This window comes from Streptomyces panaciradicis (assembly GCF_023516615.1).
Classification (GTDB): Bacteria; Actinomycetota; Actinomycetes; order Streptomycetales; family Streptomycetaceae; genus Streptomyces; species Streptomyces panaciradicis.
Map to the genome: position 1 here is coordinate 1 of NZ_JAMGBF010000198.1, position 17,996 is coordinate 17,996.

Annotated in this window: 14 protein-coding genes; 8 read left to right on the plus strand and 6 right to left on the minus strand. The window is 71.7% G+C overall.

The annotated features are described in order from the left end of the window. The first annotated feature begins 344 nt into the window (after nucleotides 1-344). Together M8J74_RS40170 and ptsP are read left to right on the plus strand one after the other, a co-directional pair. A complete protein-coding gene (locus tag M8J74_RS40170; RefSeq protein WP_249841145.1) occupies nucleotides 345-794 on the plus strand; it encodes a PTS sugar transporter subunit IIA in 450 nt (149 codons plus the stop codon). A gap of 78 nt (nucleotides 795-872) precedes the next feature. Continuing rightward, nucleotides 873-2,543 (plus strand): phosphoenolpyruvate--protein phosphotransferase, encoded by a 1,671-nt coding sequence (gene ptsP, locus M8J74_RS40175; protein WP_249841146.1) that lies wholly within the window; start codon nucleotides 873-875, stop codon nucleotides 2,541-2,543. A 61-nt stretch (nucleotides 2,544-2,604) separates the two neighbouring features. On the opposite strand, the gene M8J74_RS40180 is transcribed toward ptsP, so the two are convergent. Both M8J74_RS40180 and M8J74_RS40185 read right to left on the minus strand, forming a co-directional pair. Further along, entirely contained in the window at nucleotides 2,605-3,498 is an 894-nt protein-coding gene (locus tag M8J74_RS40180) for a DUF8829 domain-containing protein (protein WP_249841147.1), read from the minus strand. A 22-nt stretch (nucleotides 3,499-3,520) separates the two neighbouring features. Then, the gene (locus M8J74_RS40185; RefSeq protein WP_249841148.1) at nucleotides 3,521-4,729 is read right to left on the minus strand and encodes an MFS transporter; all 1,209 of its coding nucleotides are present in this window, start codon (nucleotides 4,727-4,729) and stop codon (nucleotides 3,521-3,523) included. 111 nt (nucleotides 4,730-4,840) lie between these two features. On the opposite strand from M8J74_RS40185, the gene M8J74_RS40190 reads away from it, so the two are divergent. Next, nucleotides 4,841-6,160 carry an aminotransferase class I/II-fold pyridoxal phosphate-dependent enzyme gene (locus tag M8J74_RS40190; RefSeq protein WP_308406180.1) on the plus strand — a complete coding sequence of 440 codons (1,320 nt, stop codon included), beginning with the start codon at nucleotides 4,841-4,843 and terminating at the stop codon, nucleotides 6,158-6,160. 9 nt (nucleotides 6,161-6,169) lie between these two features. On the opposite strand, the gene M8J74_RS40195 is transcribed toward M8J74_RS40190, so the two are convergent. Beyond that, nucleotides 6,170-8,137: an acetoacetate--CoA ligase gene (locus M8J74_RS40195; RefSeq protein WP_249841150.1), complete on the minus strand. Its 1,968-nt coding sequence runs from the start codon at nucleotides 8,135-8,137 to the stop codon at nucleotides 6,170-6,172. Between the two features lie 212 nt (nucleotides 8,138-8,349). Here M8J74_RS40195 and M8J74_RS40200 point away from each other — a divergent pair, with 212 nt between their 5' ends. Then, entirely contained in the window at nucleotides 8,350-10,734 is a 2,385-nt protein-coding gene (locus M8J74_RS40200; RefSeq protein WP_249841151.1) for a glycoside hydrolase family 31 protein, read from the plus strand. On the opposite strand, the gene M8J74_RS40205 is transcribed toward M8J74_RS40200, so the two are convergent. Next, nucleotides 10,725-11,258 (minus strand): NUDIX domain-containing protein, encoded by a 534-nt coding sequence (locus M8J74_RS40205; protein WP_249841152.1) that lies wholly within the window; start codon nucleotides 11,256-11,258, stop codon nucleotides 10,725-10,727. The genes M8J74_RS40200 and M8J74_RS40205 overlap by 10 nt on opposite strands. 47 nt (nucleotides 11,259-11,305) lie before the next feature. Further along, complete coding sequence (locus M8J74_RS40210) at nucleotides 11,306-12,115, minus strand: M15 family metallopeptidase (protein ID WP_249841153.1); 810 nt, start codon at nucleotides 12,113-12,115, stop codon at nucleotides 11,306-11,308. Nucleotides 12,116-12,213: 98 nt separating this feature from the next. Here M8J74_RS40210 and M8J74_RS40215 point away from each other — a divergent pair, with 98 nt between their 5' ends. The 4 genes from M8J74_RS40215 to glpK all read left to right on the plus strand — a co-directional run bounded on the left by M8J74_RS40215 (nucleotide 12,214) and on the right by glpK (nucleotide 17,381). After that, complete coding sequence (locus tag M8J74_RS40215; RefSeq protein ID WP_249841158.1) at nucleotides 12,214-12,639, plus strand: Zn-ribbon domain-containing OB-fold protein; 426 nt, start codon at nucleotides 12,214-12,216, stop codon at nucleotides 12,637-12,639. Continuing rightward, complete coding sequence (locus tag M8J74_RS40220; protein WP_249841154.1) at nucleotides 12,636-13,826, plus strand: lipid-transfer protein; 1,191 nt, start codon at nucleotides 12,636-12,638, stop codon at nucleotides 13,824-13,826. Before M8J74_RS40215 ends, M8J74_RS40220 begins: the two co-directional genes overlap by 4 nt. Nucleotides 13,827-13,962: 136 nt before the next feature. Continuing rightward, a complete protein-coding gene (locus M8J74_RS40225) occupies nucleotides 13,963-15,591 on the plus strand; it encodes an EAL domain-containing protein (RefSeq protein ID WP_249841155.1) in 1,629 nt (542 codons plus the stop codon). Between the two features lie 278 nt (nucleotides 15,592-15,869). Continuing rightward, nucleotides 15,870-17,381, plus strand: a complete 1,512-nt coding sequence (glpK, locus tag M8J74_RS40230; protein ID WP_249841156.1) for a glycerol kinase GlpK — start codon at nucleotides 15,870-15,872, stop codon at nucleotides 17,379-17,381. A 75-nt stretch (nucleotides 17,382-17,456) separates the two neighbouring features. Here the strand turns inward: glpK and M8J74_RS40235 are convergent. Further along, nucleotides 17,457-17,996 (minus strand): GTP-binding protein (locus tag M8J74_RS40235; protein WP_249841157.1); only part of this gene is annotated, 540 nt, incomplete at its 5' end.

Below are 17,996 nucleotides of genomic sequence, written 5' to 3' on the forward strand. Positions count from 1 at the left end.
TTTCCTCCGGGCTTCCCTTCGGTGTTCCAAACTCTATCAGTGTTTTTCCGTCTCCCTGACCACCGTCCTGCGGACATGCAGAAGGCGATCCCCGGATAGGATCTGATGAGTTATGGGTCCTGCCGATCAAGGACGCTTGGTTGCGCCGCTCGGTCTCAAGCAGGAGTACGACTGTACATGGGGCCCGGAAGCCGGTGCAAATCCATTGGGCTGGTGGTCTAGACCTCTTGCCGGTATCTTCCATGCGGAACCGTCACTTCATCTGACATACGCTGCTGCACAGTGCGTCGTCAGGGACAGACAGTGACGACACGTATATGAATCTCCACCCCTGGGAGGCTCCCATGACCACCGTGACGTCCCCTCTGGCAGGACGCGCCATCGGGCTGGCGGCTGTGCCTGACCCTGTCTTCTCCGGCGCCATGGTCGGCCCGGGCACAGCCATCGATCCCGTCCGCGAGCCCTCCGAGGCGGTCGCTCCCGTGGACGGAGTCATCGTCTCCCTCCACCCGCACGCTTTCGTCGTCGTCGACGAGCACGGGCACGGAGTCCTCACCCACCTCGGCATCGACACCGTGCAGCTCAACGGTGAGGGCTTCGAGCTGCTCGTGAACAAGGGCGACACCGTCACCCGCGGCCAGGGCATCGTGCGCTGGAACCCGGCCGCGGTCGAGGCCTCCGGGAAGTCCGCGATCTGCCCGGTCGTGGCGCTGGAGGCCACGGCTGAGGCGCTCTCCGATCTCCGTGACGACGGCGATGTGAAGGCCGGCGACAGTCTCTTCCTCTGGAAGTGACGTCAGCACCGTCCTATGACGGCAAGTACGACAACCACCGCGGCGGCGGGACCCGCCGCACTATCGGAGACGGGTGAGATGGAGACAACGCTGCGAGGCGTCGGCGTGAGCCACGGGGTGGCGATCGGCGAGGTTCGGCACATGGGAACGGCGGTGCTCGAGCCGCCTGCCAAGCAGATACCGCCCGAGGACGCGGAGCGCGAACAGGGGCGTGCCCGCCAGGCGGTGGAAGCCGTGGCGGCCGATCTGATGGCGCGGGGCAATCTGGCAGGTGGCGAGGCCCAGGCGGTGCTCGAGGCGCAGGCCATGATGGCCCAGGACCCCGAGCTGATGGCGGATGTGGAACGGCGCATCGCCGTCGGGAGCACGGCGGAGCGTGCCGTGTACGACGCGTTCGCCGCGTACCGGGCGCTGCTGGCCGGTGCCGGGGAGTACCTCGCCGGCCGGGTGGCCGACCTGGATGACGTGCGGAACCGTATCGTCGCCCGGCTGCTCGGGGTGCCCATGCCGGGCGTCCCGGACAGTGACGAGCCGTACGTGCTCATCGCGCGCGATCTCGCGCCGGCGGACACGGCTCTCCTCGACCCGACGCTGGTTCTCGGCTTCGTCACCGAGGAGGGCGGGCCCACGAGCCACAGCGCGATTCTGGCGCGGGCCCTCGGTGTCCCGGCCGTGGTCGCGTTGCCGGGTGCCGGCGAGCTCGCCGAGGGGACGGTGATCGCCGTGGACGGCAGCACCGGCGAGATCTTCGTGAACCCGAGTGCGGAGAAGAAGGCGCAGCTGCAGGCCGCGGCCGCCGAACGCAAGGCGGCGCTGGCCGCCGCGACCGGGCCGGGGGCGACCTCCGACGGGCACAAGGTGCCGCTGCTGGCCAATGTCGGTGGCCCGGCGGACGTGCCCGCCGCCGTGGAGGCCGGGGCCGAGGGTGTCGGTCTGTTCCGTACCGAGTTCCTCTTCCTGGACGACAGCAAGAACGCGCCGTCGGAGGAGAAGCAGGTCGAGGCCTACCGTCAGGTGCTCGAGGCGTTCCCCGAGGGGCGTGTCGTCGTGCGTGTGCTGGACGCGGGCGCGGACAAGCCGCTGGACTTCCTCACCCCGGCCGACGAGCCGAACCCGGCGCTGGGCGTGCGTGGTCTGCGGACGCTGCTGGATCACCCGGAGGTGCTGCGTACCCAGCTGACGGCGCTGGCGAAGGCCGCCGAGGGGCTTCCGGTGTATCTCGAGGTCATGGCACCGATGGTGGCGGACCGTGCCGACGCCAAGGCGTTCGCCGACGCGTGCCGTGAGGCGGGGCTGCGGGCGAAGTTCGGGGCGATGGTCGAGATTCCGTCGGCCGCGTTGCGGGCGCGTTCGATCCTGCAGGAGGTCGAGTTCCTGTCGCTGGGCACCAACGACCTCGCGCAGTACACGTTCGCCGCCGACCGTCAGGTGGGTGCGGTGTCCCGCCTTCAGGACCCGTGGCAGCCCGCGCTACTCGACCTGGTCGCGTTGTCGGCAGAGGCCGCCAAGGCGGAGGGCAAGAGCTGTGGTGTCTGTGGTGAGGCCGCGTCCGACCCGCTGCTGGCGTGTGTGCTGACGGGTCTCGGTGTCACCTCGCTTTCCATGGGTGCGGCGTCGATTCCCTATGTCCGGGCGACGCTGGCCAAGTACACGCTGGCTCAGTGCGAGCGTGCGGCTGCCGCGGCTCGTGCCACGGAGAGCGCCGAGGAGGCGCGCAACGCGGCTCAGGCGGTGCTGTCCGGCGAGTAGGGCCTGGGTTTGCGGTTCCTGAGGGGCGCTCCACCTGCGGGTGGGGCGCCCCTCTCGCTGTTCAGTGGTGGTGGCCGCCCGTCTCGCGCTCCTCTCCGAGGTCCGGCGGTACGCAGTAGTCGACGTCGGACTCCGGTGAGATGAGGTCGCCGGTCTCGATGTCGGTGCAGTAGGCGTCGAAGACTTCGCCGGCGGTGAGCGGTGTCAGGCCTTCGCCGCGCAGGCGCCAGCCGTAGACGCGGTCGGTGGTGCCGGGGGCGCTGGTGCGCATGACGAGTCCGCCGGGGCTCTTGGTGGCGATGCCCAGTGCCAGGACGGTGGTGAATTCGAGGGCCTCTGCTTCGTCGAGTTGCAGGGCTCCCTCGTCGTCCTGGTCCGCGTGGAGGACGGCGAGGAGTGTTTCCGGGATCGTCGAGACGCTGCAGACGAGGTGCCCGTTGCCCGGTCCCGCGGTGTCGAGGATGCGGACGAGGAGGTCGGAGGCGCGGGTGAAGGCGGCGCGGCCGATGTCCTCGCCGCAGGAGGCGCAGGCGCCGAGCCGGGCCAGCAGTGTGGAGGCGTACTCCCAGGTGGCCTGCCGGACCGCTTCGTCGACGAGGACCGGTACGAGGTCGGTCAGGGGCTGGCCCTGGTAGGGGACGGTGGGGCCGGTGGTCGCCAGTTCGGCGGTGAAGCGGGTGCGGCTGGACGGGATGTCGGGGTCGAGGCCTGTCTCCGCGCAGTAGTCGGCGTACTCCTGGGGGTCGAAGAGGGCCACGGTGGTGTGGCTGCCCTGGGAGGCGCGGGTTTTCAGGAGGGCTTCCACCTGTCGCAGGTAGATCTGGTGGTCGTCGAAGGTGAAGCTGCGGTAGCGCCGCATGGCCCTGAAGTCGTGTTCGTCGGTCAGCAGGCCGATGGTTCCGGCGATTTCGCGGCGCAGGACGCGTCGCAGGGTCTGGTGGTCGGTGTGCGCCATGTTTCCCCCTGAGCACGGTCGATCAATGCTCACTCACAGTAACCGGGGGCACTGACAACGCGGTGCGGGTGAGGCGGTCGCGGACCAGGCGGTGCTGAAAGGCGCAGGTCAGGGCGATGCCCGCGCCGAAGACGCTCCATCCGACAGGGCCGGTGGCGATGGCCGCGGTGACGGCGAGTGGGCCGACGCTGCGTTGGGCGGACTGTGCCAGGCCGTGGACGCCGAGGTAGGTGCCCTGCGCGGTGTCGGGGGCGAGGGCGACGGACAGTTCCCAGGAGACGGTGGCGTGCAGGATCTCAGCGAGGGTGAAGGCGGTGGCGGCCGCGGTGAGGAGCAGGGTGGCGGTCAGGGTTCCGCCGGTGGCCGACAGGGTCATGGCGACGCCGGCGAGAGCGAAGGCGGCGGCGAGCGGGAGGAGGAGGGCGCGGGCGGCCGCGGTCGTGGTGCCGAACCGGGCGAGGGGGACTTGCAGGGCCACCACCATCACGTTGTTGAGCACCAGCAGCAAGGGGGCGAGGCCGTGCGGTGCGTGGGTCGCGTGGGCGATCCACAGGGGCAGGCCGACCTTGAAGACGGAGTCGTCGAGGAAGAGGACGGTCTCGGTGGCGACGTAGGCGAGGTAGGTGCGGTCGCGCCAGGGGCTGGGCGCCTTGGTCCTGGGGGCCGGGTCCTTCGAGGTGGCCACGGTGCGCGAGGCGGAGGGGGGTTCCGCGCAGCGGAGGGTGAGGAGGGCGGAGACGAGGAAGGACAGTGCGTCGCCGGCGAGGAGCCACTGGTAGGCGGCGGTGCTGCCGAGAGCCAGGGCGGCTGCGGCCGTGAGGCCGCCGAGTGCCCAGCCGGCGTTGGCCACGGTTCGTTGGACGGCTTGGTAGCGGACGCGTTCCGGTCCGGCTGCCCGGGTGGCGTAGAGCCTGGTGAGGACGCTGGACGCGCGGTCTCCGAGGCCGCCGACGGCGGCGAAGGCGACCAGAAGGGTGTAGTCGTTCGTGGTCAGCAGCGCCAGGGAGCTCAGGGCGCGCAGGAGTTGGACGGTGATCAGGACGCGGGTGAGCGGGAACCGGTCGGCGACGCGGCCGCCGAGCGGTGCTCCGGCGATGCCGATGGCTCCGGCGGTCGCGGCGAGCGTGCCGACCTGGCCGAGAGAGAGCCCTGAGACGTAGGTGAAGTACAGGACGGAGACGGAGGCCCACAGGCCGCTGCCCACACGGTCCACGAGGGCGATGACGAGCATTCTGCGCCCGTCCCGCCCTCCGGGTATCCGGCTCGACCATGCGGCTGCGCGGCGCATCGGATGCACTGTTCCCCCTTGCCTTCGATTATGTACTGATACATAATTTCCAACGTGGCAACACAATATGGGATCACTGGTACGACAGCCAAGGGGATTGCGGCGTCCGTGGAACGGGCCGTGTCCGAGGGCGCCTTGGGGCCGGAGGCCGCGCTGCCTCCCGTGCGGCGGCTCGCGGACGACCTCGGGGTCAGCCCCGGCACGGTGGCGACGGCCTACAAGGAGCTGCGGCAGCGCGGGATCGTGGTCACGCGCGGGAGGGGCGGGACAGTGGTGGCCCCGGCCCCTGCCGTGGCGTCGCGACGGCCCCCGAGAGTCCCGGAAGGTCTGCGGGACCTCTCCGGCGGTCACCCCGATCCCGCGCAGCTTCCCGCTCTCGTACCGCCCTCACGGTTGTCTCCCGGGGTGCGGGCGCACCGCTCGGCGCCCAGACTGACGCGGCTGGAGGAGGCCGTTCGTGGGTGGATCGGGCCTGACGGTGTGCCGGTGGACCATGTGACGTTCGCCCATGGGGCGCTCGATCTGATCGGGCGGCTGCTCTCCGTGGAGCTGCGTCCCGGCGACGCCGTGGCGATGGAGGACCCCGGCTATCACCATCTTCTGGATCTGGTCACGGCCTTGGGGCTGCGGAGCGTGCCGGTGGCCGTGGACGACGAGGGGATGCGCCCCGACGCCCTGCACGAGGCGCTGCGGGCCGGTGCGCGGGCCGTGGTGTGCAGCCCGCGGGCGCAGAATCCGTACGGCGGCCGGTTCTCCGCGGCACGCAGGGACGCGCTGGTCGGCGTACTGCGGGACCGGCCGGATGTGCTGGTCGTCGAGAACGACCATGCCTCCGCCGTCGCGAACGCCCCGCTGCACACGCTCACCGCGGGAGAGCTGCGTCGCTGGGTGCATGTGCGCACGGTCAGCAAGTTCCTCGGCACCGATCTGCGGTGGGCCGCGGCGGCGTGCGACGCGACCACGCTGGCCCGCCACGACGGCCGGCTGCTGCTGACGTCGGGCTGGGTGAGCCATCTCCTTCAGGAGATCGTCCACGGGTTGCTGACCGACGACGGCACGCGCGCGTTGGTGGCACGCGCGCGTGCGACGTACGCGCTGCGCCGCGGGACTCTCGTCGGCGAGCTGGGGGGGCGTGGGATCGGGGCGCACGGTGCGAGCGGGATGAACGTGTGGGTGCCCGTGCGGGACGAGTCGGCCGTGGTGAACGGGCTGCGGTCGTACGGCTGGTGGGTGGCCGCGGGGGCGAGGTTCCGGCTGTCGTCGGCGCCGGGCGTGCGGATCTCCGTCGCCGAGCTCGAACCGGCCGACGCGGCGCGGCTCGCCTCGGACTTCGCCGCCGTGCTCGGCGAGTCCGAGGCCACCTACGGGGGGTGAGGCGCCGCCTCAGGAGCGCTTGCGGGCGAGGTCCTCGTAGAAGTGCAGCAGGTCGAGGTCGTCGATGGAGCCCGGGTTGACCGCCTTCTCCAGGGGCGTGCCCTGGAGGAGGCGCTTGACCGGGACCTCGATCCGCTTGCCGGTGAGCGTGTGCGGGACTCCGGGGACCTCGATGATCTCGTCCGGTACGTGACGCGGTGAGAGCTGTTCGCGGATGGTCCGCTTGATGCGGTCCAGGAGCGCCTCGTCCAGGGCGGCACCGGGGGCGAGGTGCACGAAGAGCGGCATCCAGTAGCCGCCGTCGGGCTGTTCGATGCCGATGACCAGGGACTCCTTGATCTCCGGCAGCCGCTCGACGGCTTCGTAGATGTCGGCGGAGCCCATGCGCACGCCCTGGCGGTTGAGCGTGGAGTCGGAGCGGCCGTGGATGACGACGGAGCCGCGTGAGGTGATGGTGATCCAGTCGCCGTGGCGCCACACGCCGGGGTAGGTGTCGAAGTAGCTGTCGTGGTAGCGGCTGCCGTCGGGGTCGTTCCAGAAGCGGATCGGCATGGACGGCATGGGGTTGGTGACGACGAGTTCACCGACCTCGTCGGTCAGGGGTTCGCCGTTCGGGTCCCAGGACTGCAGGTCGGTGCCCAGGCCGGGCGCCTGGAGTTCGCCGATGTACACGGGCAGGGTCGGTACGGCTCCCGCGAAGCAGGAGCACACGTCCGTGCCGCCGCTGACGGAGGCGATCCACAGGTCGTCGCGGACCTCGTCGTGCAGCCAGCGGAATCCGTCCGGCGGGAGCGGTGATCCCGTGGTGGCGACGCACCGCACCCGGGAGAGGTCGAAATCGCGCCCCGGGTGGACGCCCGCCTTGGCGCAGGCCATGACGTAGGCGGCCGAGGTGCCGTAGAGGGTGGCTCCGGTGCGTTCGGCGACGCGCCACTGGGCGCCGGTGTCGGGGTATCCGGGGCTGCCGTCGTACAGGACGATCGTGGTGCCGGTGAGCAGGCCGGAGACGAGGAAGTTCCACATCATCCAGCCGGTGGACGTGTACCAGAAGAAACGATCCTCGGGACCGAGGTCGCAGTGCAGCCCGAGCTGCTTGAGGTGCTCGACCAGGATGCCGCCCTGGGACTGCACGATGGCCTTGGGCAGGCCGGTCGTACCCGAGGAGTACAGCACCCACAGCGGGTGGTCGAAGGGCACCTGCTCGAACACCGGTTCAGTGTCCGCGCCGGTCAGCGCCGACCATTCCAGGGCACCCTCGGGGGCCTGCGTCCCCAGCAGGGGGATGTGGACGACGGCCCGCAGCGTGGGCAGCTCACGGCGGAGTTCGGCGACGATCTCGCGGCGGTCGTGCTCCTTGCCGCCGTAGCGGTAGCCGTCGACGGTGAACAGGACCACGGGTTCGACCTGCTGGAAGCGGTCGAGGACGCTGCGGGCGCCGAAGTCGGGCGCGCAGGAGGTCCACACACCGCCCACCGCGGCGGTGGCGAGGAGAGCGACGACGGCCTGCGGGATGTTCGGGAGGTAGCCGCTGACGCGGTCCCCGGGTCGTACGCCGAGGGCGCGCAGCTCGGCGGCCAGGGAGCCGACCTGGCGGCGCAGTTCGGACCAGGTGACGGGGCGCGGCTCGTGGGTCTCGTCGACGTACAGCAGGGCCGGTTCGTCCGCCCGGGTGGCGGCCGCGCGCAGGGCGTGCTCGGCGTAGTTCAGGGTCGCCCCGGGGAACCACTGGGCGCCGGGCATCGAGCGGTCGCCCAGCACGCGCGCGTAGGGCGTGGAGAACCGCACGTCGAACCACTGCGCGACGGCCTTCCAGAACGTGTCCAGCTCGTCGACGGACCACCGGTGCAGGGCCGCGTAGCCGCCCTCGGCCGGAGCCCCGTGCTCACGGGCCGCCCAGGCCTGGAACTTCGTGACCTGTGCCTGGGCGATGCGTTCCGGATCTGGCTGCCAGAGCGGCTGGGGGTTCACGGTCGACATGGGGCGGCTCCCGGACTCTGCGCTTCGTGTGCGTCTGTCGCGCACGGGCTGGGGTGTGCGCGTGACGCGATGACACGGACGATGCCATGTGATCGACTTCTGCACCAGGGTGCGCCCCACATAGTCCGTGTCGTGAAGATGTGGTCCCAGCACGGGTGAACGGAAGTTGAACGACACCCCTGTTCGGCGCGGTCAATGGCAGGGTGAGCAGCATGGACGGTCGTGACCTGGTGCGTTCGGTGAGGGTGGTCGGTTCGGTGGGAGCGGCCCAGAGGTTGCGTACCGTGAAGGCGGCGTGGCGCAGGAGGCGGGCCGACGCGGAGGCGCTGCCGCCGCGGGGTCCGGAGCGCGCGCGGGTGCCCGGACCCGTGCGGGAGGTGGAGCCGGGTACGGGCGGCGGTGTGATCCGCTTCAACCGCTCGGAGCTGCGCATCCTGGTCGCCGTGAACGGCGCGGTCTTCTGGGGCTGGGACGGGGCCGCTCCGGAGCCGTCGTACGCGCTCCTCGGCCGTTGCCCGGAGGCGGACCCACGGGCGGTCCTGGAGCCGGACAAGGACGGCGGCTGGCGCGTGGTGGCCGAGCGCGTGACGGTGGTCGTCTCGCGGCACGGCGCGATCGAGGTGCGCACGCCCGGAGGCGTCACGCTGCGCCGTGATCTGCCGCCCCGGTGGTGGGAGCCGGTCGGGGGCGGGGCCGCGCGGTGGATGCAGCGCTCGGAGGTGCCCGCCGACGCCCGCTTCTTCGGGCTCGGGGGACGGGCGTCCGGCCCGCGGCTGCGCGCCGGGACCTACCGCCTGTGGAACACGGACCCCGGGCGCGCCTTCGGCCCCGGCGACGATCCGCTGTACGTCACGATGCCGGTGCAGCTCGTGGTGTCCGACGCGGCCACTCATCTGGTCTTCCACGACACGACGTGGGACGGCACGGTGACCCTGCGGGAGGGCGAGGAGGGCGCCGGTTCCGGCCACGACAGGGCGGGCACGAGCGAGCTTCGGGTGGAGGGCGGTCCGCTGCGCTGCTGGGTGATGGTGGGCACCCCCGCGCGCGTGCTGCTCGCCTGGGCGTCGCTGACGGGTGCGCCGGCGCTGCCGCCCACCTGGGCGCTGGGCCACCACCACGCGCGCTGGGGCTTCGGCAGCGAGCAGGAGGTGCGCCGGATCGTCTCCGGCTACCAGGAGCGGGGGCTGCCGCTGGACGCGGTCCACCTCGACATCGACCACCTCGACGAGCACCAGGTGTTCACCGTCGACCAGGAGCGCTTCCCCAAGCTGCCGTTGCTGGCCGAGGAGCTGCGCGGCGACGGTATCCGGCTGGTGTCGATCGTCGACCCCGCGGTGAAGGCCGCGGAGGGCAACGCGGTTTACGACGGCGGGACGGCCGTGGACGCGTTCGTGCGGGACGCTTCGGGGCAGCTCGTGCGGGGTGTGGCGTGGCCCGGGGAGGTCGTCTTCCCCGACTTCACGCACCCGCGCGTGCGTGAGTGGTGGGGTGGCCTCTACGAGGAGCGGCTCACCCAGGGGTTCTCCGGTTTCTGGCACGACATGAACGAACCCACCTCGTTCGCCGCGTTCGGGGAGTCGACGCTGCCGCGTTCGGCGAGACACGCCCTGGAGGGCCGCGGCGGGGACCACCGCGAGGCGCACAACGTCTACGCCCTGGGCATGGCCCGGGCGGCTTACGACAGCCTTCGCGAACTGGCCCCCAAGGAGCGGCCGTTCGTCTTCTCCCGGTCCGGCTGGGCCGGTATGCAGCGGTACGGCGGGACCTGGTCCGGCGATGTGGCGACGGGCTGGCCCGGTCTGCGGGCGTCGCTGTCGCTGGTCCTGGGGCTCGGGCTGTGCGGAGTGCCCTATTCGGGACCGGACGTGGGCGGCTTCGACGGCAGTCCGTCGCCCGAGCTGTACCTGCGCTGGCTCCAGTTGGGCGCGTATCTGCCGCTGTTCCGCACGCACGCGAGCCTGCGGGCGGGGCGCCGGGAGCCGTGGGAGTTCGGTGCCGATGTGCTGGAGCACGCGCGCGTGGCGCTCGTCGAACGCCGGCGGCTGCTGCCGTACTTCGTGACCCTGGCGCATCTGGCCCGGCGCACCGGAGCGCCGTACGTGCGGCCCCTGTGGTGGAACGCGCCCGAGGACCGCGCGCTGCGTGACTGCGAGGACGCGTTCCTGTTGGGCGACGGCCTGTTGGTGGCGCCGGTGCTGGACCCGGGAGCCGACCGGCGTGCGGTGCAGCTGCCGCGGGGGCGCTGGTACGACACGGTCACGGAGCAGGTGTACGAGGGGCCGGCGCAGGTGCTCGTGGACGCTCCCCTGTCGCGCATACCGGTGCTCGCGCGCGCGGGGGCCGTCATCCCCGTGCGCGGGGACGACGGCGGACTGGAGTTGGAGGTGTGGGCACCGGCTCGCGGCCGCAGCGGGGGCGGGCTGGTGGTCCCGGACGGGGGCGACGGCTGGGACGAGCCGGAACTGGAGCGCTACGTGACCCGTTGGAAGAGCAGGGGGAAGCGGCTGGTGGTCGAGCGAGCGGGTGAGGGCGGCTCGTCGGAACCGCCCTACCCGGTGCGTGTGCGGGGACTCGGGGAGCGCTCGGCTCAGATGTAGCGGCCTTCGAACCAGGCGCGTACCGCCAGGGTGTGCAGCGGGAAGGCCAGCTCCTCGGGCCTGCGCAGGAGGTGCCAGCCCTCCGTCTCGTCCGTGGCGGCGGACCGGGGCAGCCCGTCGGCCGGGCGTTCCGGAAGGACTCCGAACAGCAGCAGATGCCCGTCGGGCGAGCTCATGGCGTCGACGAGCCGTACGTCGCGGCTCGCCGCGTCGATGCCGGTCTCTTCCTTGAGCTCGCGCACGACGGCGTGCCGCCAGTCCTCGCGGTCGTCGACGAAGCCGCCGGGCAACGCGATGCCGCCGCTGGCGGGAGCCACGGTTCGGGTGATGACGACCAGGGCCGTGCCCTTGGTGTCGTACACGGGCTGGAGTGCGACGGCCACCGGCAGCGGGTTGCGGTAGGCCACGGCGTGGCAGGCCGGGCAGGTGCGCGGCCAGCCGGAGACGCCCTCTCCATAGGGTGCTCCGCAGCTCGAACAGTGCGAGCCCGGGGCGGAGTTGGGGATGGATTGAGTTTCGGACACGCGGCGGACTGTATCCGATCAGTGGAGGGGCGTCTTCCGGAGGCTGCTCAATGGCGGCCGGCGAGGGACTTCCAGGAGACGGGGAAGTCGAAGTAGGTGTCCGGGTAGGGCTCGGGCTTGTAGGTGTAGTGCCACCATTCCTCGGCGAGGTTCACGAATCCCAGGCCCTCCAGGGTGCTCTTGAGCAGCAGACGGTTGGCGCGCTGTTCGCCCTGGACACGGGGGTCGAGGGTGTGGGCGAGGGTGTCGAAGCAGTCGAACCCGGTGCCCATGTCGACGGAGTTGTCGGGGAAGCGTTCGTCCTTGGGCGCGTAGCACGGCACGAGCGGCTGTCCCGGGTGGTAGGGCCGGGTCGGCCTCGCGGGGAGCTTCACGATCGTGAGGTCCGTCGTCGAGCCACGGCTGTGGCCGGATTTCTCCGCGATGTAGCCGTCCTCGAAGAGGCGGGTCTTGTCGACGTTCGGATAGAACTCGCCCTTCATCGCCTGGTCGTCGAGGTCCTCGGCCCAGCGGACGAAGTGGTTCACGGCGCGCTGCGGCCGGTAGCAGTCGTAGACCTTGAGGCTGTATCCCCTGCGCAGCAGTTTCAGCTGGGCCTGGTGGAGGGCTTCGGCGGCCGGCCGGGTGAGGATGCAGATCGGCTGCTCGTAGCCGTCGATGCGCTCGCCGACGAAGTTGTGCGGGGTGAAGTACCGCATCTCCTGCAGGATCGTCGGGTCGACGGTTCTCAGGGCCACGAAGTCCTTCGGCGCCCTGGGGCCGGTCTCCGCCCGGGCGGTGGCAGAGGAGGCGGTCACGGCCAGCACGGCGGCGAGGGCGGTGACGAGACCGCGTACTGCACGGGTGAGTCGTGTCATGTCTCCTGCACTGCCCAATTCCGCCGGCCCATGACACACTTCTGACGCACCGTCAGATGCCGTGGCAAGGAGGGGCCATGTCTCGCACACGCACGCCCGTGGTCGACGGATGGTTCACCGGGGCGGGGGACGGTTTCCGGCTCCTCGGCACCCGGTGCACGGCCTGCGGCTCGGTGTTCTTCCCCCGGGAGGAGACGCACTGCCGCAATCCCGGATGCGCCGGCGGCGCTCTCGACGAGGTGCCGCTGTCGCGACGGGGGCGCGTCTGGTCGTTCACGGACAGCCGGTACCGCCCTCCGTCACCCTATGTGAGCGATCCGGAACTTCCGTGGGAGCCGTACGCGTTGATCGCTGTGGAGCTGGAGGCCGAGCGGATCGTGGTGCTGGGGCAGGCGGCTCCCGGTGTCACCGTCGCCGATCTGGCGGTGGGCATGGAGGTGGAGGTCGTCCCCGGGGTGCTGCACGAGGACGCGGAGACGGCCTGGACGACGTGGCACTGGCGGCCGACGGGGGTGCGGGCGTGACGGGCGAGGTGGCGGTGCTCGGCGCGGGCATGCACCCGTGGGGCAAGTGGGGGCGGGGGTTCGTCGAGTACGGCGTGGCGGCCGCGCGCGCGGCACTCGCCGACGCCGGACTGGAGTGGCGCGAGATCGGCTCGATCGTCGGCGCGGCCACGGTGCGTGGCGGTTACCCGGGCTATGTGTCCGGAGCGACCTTCGCGAAGGCGCTGGGCTGGCAGGGCGCCCGCGTCACGAGCGTGTACGCGGCGTGCGCGTCCGGGGCCCAGGCCGTCGGCACGGCGCGGGCGCAGATCCTGTCCGGCCTCGCGGACGTCGTCCTGGTCGTGGGCGCCGACGCGGCACCCAAGGGGTTCTTCCGGCCCGCGGGAGGCGAACGGCCGGACGATCCGGACTGGCTGCGGTTCAGGGTCCTCGGGGCCACGAACCCGACGTACTTCGGGCTGTACGCACGCCGGCGGATCGCCGTCCACGGGGACAGCCCGGCGGACTTCGCGCAGGTGAAGGTGAAGAACGCGGCCGCGGGCGCGCTGAACCCCAACGCGCGCTACCGCACGCGGGTGAGCGCCGAGGAGGTCGCCGCCTCCCCGGTGGTCGCCGACCCGTTGCGACTGCTCGACATCTGCGCGACCTCGGACGGCGGGGCGGCGCTGGTGCTGTCCAGCATGGACTTCGCGCGCCGGCACGGGGCGGCGCGGCCGGTGCGCATCCGGGCCGTGTCGACGGTGACACCCCGCTTCCCGAACACCGTGCTGGACCTTCCGGACATCGCGACGGACTCCTGGGCGGCGGTGGCGCCCCCCGACGCCACGTTCCGTGCGTCCATCGCCCGGGCGGCGTACGAGGAGGCCGGCATCGGCCCCGAGGACCTCTCCCTCGCGGAGGTCTACGACCTGTCCACGGCACTGGAGTTGCAGTGGTACGAGGACCTGGGGCTGTGCGGGGAGGGCGAGGGCGCCAAGCTGCTGCGGGAGGGGACGACGAGCCTCGGCGGGCGCATACCGGTCAACGCCAGTGGCGGACTGGCCTCCTTCGGGGAGGCGGTTCCGGCCCAGGCGATCGCCCAGGTGTGCGAACTGACCTGGCAGTTGCGGGAGCGTGCCGGTGACCGGCAGGTCGCGGGGGCGCGCGTGGGGATCACGGCCAACCAGGGGCTGTTCGGGCACGGGTCGTCGGTGATCGCCGTGCGGTGAGCGGAGGACATGCCCTCCGCTGTGGCGAGCGAGGGGCAAGCCCTTTCCCGCACGCTGCGTGATCACCCGGGAATGCTGCGTGAACGTCTCGTGAACTGGGCCTGTGCGCGTACGCCCGCGGAGCCATCATGCTCCCGTGCGCTCCTGGACGGACACTCTCCGCTTCGCCTTCCAACCGGTGGTCAACCTGGCCACGGGAGGAGTCGCGGGGCTGGAGATACTCGCCCGCCCCGAGGCCGGAGACGTCCTGGCCGAGGCCCGCCGCGACCCCGAACTCGACGGCCGCCTCGCGGTGTTGGCGGTCCGGGCGGCCGCGCGCCGGGAGACCTTGCTGCCGCTGCGCGTCAACGTGTTCGCGGGCACCCTCGCCGACCTCGGCGGCCTGACCCCGCTGCACGACGCCGTTCGCGCGGTGGGGCGACTGCCGTGGGAGGTGACCGTCGACATCGGCCCGCCGTACACGCATGTGCCGCAGCGGGCGCTGCTGGAGGCGGTCGGCGTACTGCGGGCGCAGGGGTTCCGGATCAGCGCGGACGGCGTCGGCGACGGGGACGTGCCCTTGCGCCTGCTCGCCGATCTCGCGCCCGACCTGGTGAAACTGGACGCCTCGCTGCTGACCCGGCCGGCCGCGACGCGGGCGATGCGGACACTGTGCGAGCAGCTGGGAGCGCTGCTGTCCGTCGAGGGCGTGGAGACGGAACTGCAGTGCGCGGCGGCCGTGTCGGCCGGTGCCCAGCTGGCTCAGGGAGCGCTGTTCGCGCCGCCGGCCCGGCTGCCCGCGGCGGACGTGTACGTTCCGCCCCGCTCCCCCGGAGACATGGCGCCGTCGTCGCGGTCGGGGCCGTCCGTGCGGGAGTTCGTGCGGCCCGCCGCGCTGCTGCCCGCGACGGCCTCGGCGGGGCAGGTGCGGGCGCTGCTGACCGGCTCGCCCGACGTCTCCGGAGTCCTCCTCGTGGACGCGCAGGGGGTTCCGGTGCGGTCCGTGCACCGCTCGCGCTTCCTGCTGTCGATGTCGGGGCGCTACGGCCACGCCCTGTACGCCGACCGGCCCGCCGCCAGGCTCGGCGACCCGCCCCGCACGGTGGGTGCGGACGCCACCGCGTGGGAGGTCCTGGACGTGCTGGCGGTCGGCGGGCGGGAGCGCACCTCGGACGACGTGGCGGTGGTCGACTCGTTCGGGCGGTGCGTGGGCGTCGTACGCCTGGCCGACCTGGTGCGCGCGCTGGCGGAGAGCCGGGTCGAGGAGGCGGCCGGGCTGAATCCGCTGACCCGGCTGCCCGGCTCGGACGCCATCACGGGCGAGGTGGACCGGTGCGTCGCCGAAGGGCGCACGTTCGCGCTCAGCTGGCTGGACGTGGACCACTTCAAGCAGGTCAACGACGGCGCCGGGTTCGCAGCGGGCGACGAGCTGATCCGGTCCGTGGGCCGGACACTGCAGGGCGCGGCGTCCGGGACCACCCGGGTGGGGCACATCGGCGGGGACGACTTCCTGGTGCTCGCCGATCCGGAGCGGCTGGGGCCGCTGGCGGCGGCCGTGCTGGACGCCCCCTGGTCGGCGGGCGGCCGGCCGGTCACGCTGTCGCTGGCGACCGTCCTGTGCCCGCCGGGCAGCGTGCGCGACCACCGGGAGGCCGCCGCCTGTCTGGCGCCGCTGAAGAAGGCCGCGAAGGCGTTGCAGGGGGCCAGTTGGGTGCTGGGCCGGGCCGGACTTCCGGGGCTGGAAGTGCTGCGCGGCGCGCAGGCGGCGCCCGCTCCGGCGGGCTGAGCGGAGCGCGAGCATGTCACCGTTGCCGTCCGCGCGCTTGACGCTCTGATGGTGCCGGTGAACACTTCCGGTGTAGGTCGACATCGCCGTACAAACACGCTGTAACCAGGCAAACACCGCAAAACAGCCTGAAGGGCAGGCCACTCCCCCGCGGGTGATTCGGCAGCGACGGCACGCTCGCCGCCATGCGCAAAAGACATCTTCGTCGGTGAGGTCATCGGCACGGCGATCCTGATCCTCTCCGGCGCCGTACTGCAGGGAACGACGAAGGGGACGTCATGACGGACAAGTTCGTCGCCGCCATCGACCAGGGCACCACATCCAGCCGCTGCATCGTCTTCAACCAGGACGGCGCGATCGTCGCCGTCGACCAGCGGGAGCATCGCCAGATCTTCCCCAAGCCGGGCTGGGTGGAGCACGACGCCACCGAGATCTGGTCCAAAACGCAGGCGGTGGTCGCCGGAGCGATCGCCAAGGCGGGGCTGCGCGCCGACCAGCTCAGCGCCATGGGCATCACCAACCAGCGCGAGACCACGCTCCTGTGGGACCGCGCGACCGGGAAGCCCGTGCACAACGCCATCGTCTGGCAGGACACCCGCACCGCGGCGCTGACCAGGCAGCTCGGCGGCTCGGACGGCCAGGACCGCTTCCGCGAGCAGACCGGGCTGCCGCTGGCCACCTACTTCTCGGGGCCGAAGGCGGCCTGGCTGCTGGACAACGTGCCGGGCCTGCGGGCGCGCGCCGAGAACGGCGAGATCGCCTTCGGCACCATGGACTCCTGGCTCATCTGGAACCTCACGGGCGGCACCGACGGCGGGCACCACGTCACCGACGTGACCAACGCCGGCCGCACGATGCTGATGAACCTGGAGACCCTCCAGTGGGACCCGTCCATCCTCTCCGCGATGAACATCCCGGAGGCCATCCTGCCCGAGATCAAGTCCTCGGCGGAGGTGTACGGCACCGCTGTGGGCCAGCTCGCGGGCGTACCGGTGGCTTCGGCGCTCGGTGACCAGCAGGCCGCCGTGTTCGGGCAGGCCTGCTACGACGTGGGCACGGCGAAGAACACCTACGGCACGGGCTCCTTCCTGCTGCTCAACACCGGCAACCGGCCCGTGGCGTCGAAGAGCGGCCTGCTGACCACGATGGGCTACAAGATCGGCGGCGAGGCGCCGGTCTACTGCCTGGAGGGCTCCATCGCGATCACCGGCGCGCTCGTCCAGTGGTTCCGCGACCAGCTGGGCATCATCCGCACCGCCGACGAGATCGAGCCGCTCGCGGCCAGCGTCGAGGACAACGGCGGCGCGTACATCGTGCCCGCCTTCTCCGGCCTGTTCGCGCCCTACTGGCGCTCCGACGCGCGCGGTGTGATCACCGGACTGACCCGGTACGTCACCAAGGCGCACCTGGCCCGCGCCGTGCTGGAGGCGACGAGCTGGCAGACCCGCGAGGTCGTGGACGCCATGTACCAGGACTCCGGGGTGCACATCACCACCCTCAAGGTGGACGGCGGCATGACCAAGAACAACCTGCTCATGCAGCACCAGGCGGACGTCCTCGACGTCCCGGTGGTCCGCCCCAAGGTCTCCGAGACGACCTGCCTGGGCGCCGCCTACGCCGCGGGCCTGGCCACCGGGGTCTGGAACGACCTCGACGAGCTGAAGGCCCACTGGCAGAAGGACGCCGAGTGGACGCCCTCCATGGAGGCGTCGGTGCGGGACCGCGAGTACCACAACTGGCACAAGGCCGTGGAGAAGAGCTTCGGCTGGGCCGAGGACGAGGAGGACTAGGCACACGCGCGTGTGCCGATGACAGCGGCCCGTACCCCGGTCGGCGGGGGTACGGGCCGCGCTCGCGCGCAGCCGTCAGGTGCCGACCGTCTCGCGGCGCTCCGACGCCTGGGCCATCGCGTGCCGCACCACGCCGATCAGGACCTCCTTGACCGATTCCCGGTCGCGGGCGTCGGTCAGCAGCAGCGGCACGTCCGCGTCGAGGTCGAGGGCCCGCCGGACGTCCTCCACCGGGTAGCGGGCGGCTCCCTCGAAGCAGTTGACGCCGACGACGAAGGGTATGGAGCGCCGCTCGAAGTAGTCGACGGCGGCGAAGGAGTCCTCCAGGCGGCGCGTGTCGGCGAGCACGACGGCACCCAGGGAGCCCTCGGAAAGCTCGTCCCACATGAACCAGAACCGCTCCTGGCCGGGCGTGCCGAACAGGTACAGCACCAGGTCCTCGCGCAGCGTGATGCGGCCGAAGTCCATGGCCACGGTGGTGGTGCGCTTGCCCTCCACTCCGGTCGTGTCGTCGACCGGGCGTCCCGCCTCGGTGAGCAGCTCCTCCGTGCGCAGCGGCCGGATCTCGCTGACCGCGCCGACGAGCGTGGTCTTGCCCACGCCGAAGCCGCCGGC

Bases quoted from the DNA above. Each gene is read 5' to 3' on its own strand.
- M8J74_RS40170 (WP_249841145.1), top strand. From the start codon at position 345: ATGACCACCGTGACGTCCCCTCTGGCAGGACGCGCCATCGGGCTGGCG.
- ptsP (WP_249841146.1), top strand. From the start codon at position 873: ATGGAGACAACGCTGCGAGGCGTCGGCGTGAGCCACGGGGTGGCGATC.
- M8J74_RS40180 (WP_249841147.1), bottom strand. From the start codon at position 3,498: ATGGCGCACACCGACCACCAGACCCTGCGACGCGTCCTGCGCCGCGAA.
- M8J74_RS40185 (WP_249841148.1), bottom strand. From the start codon at position 4,729: ATGCTCGTCATCGCCCTCGTGGACCGTGTGGGCAGCGGCCTGTGGGCC.
- M8J74_RS40195 (WP_249841150.1), bottom strand. From the start codon at position 8,137: ATGTCGACCGTGAACCCCCAGCCGCTCTGGCAGCCAGATCCGGAACGC.
- M8J74_RS40200 (WP_249841151.1), top strand. From the start codon at position 8,350: ATGGACGGTCGTGACCTGGTGCGTTCGGTGAGGGTGGTCGGTTCGGTG.
- M8J74_RS40210 (WP_249841153.1), bottom strand. From the start codon at position 12,115: ATGACACGACTCACCCGTGCAGTACGCGGTCTCGTCACCGCCCTCGCC.
- glpK (WP_249841156.1), top strand. From the start codon at position 15,870: ATGACGGACAAGTTCGTCGCCGCCATCGACCAGGGCACCACATCCAGC.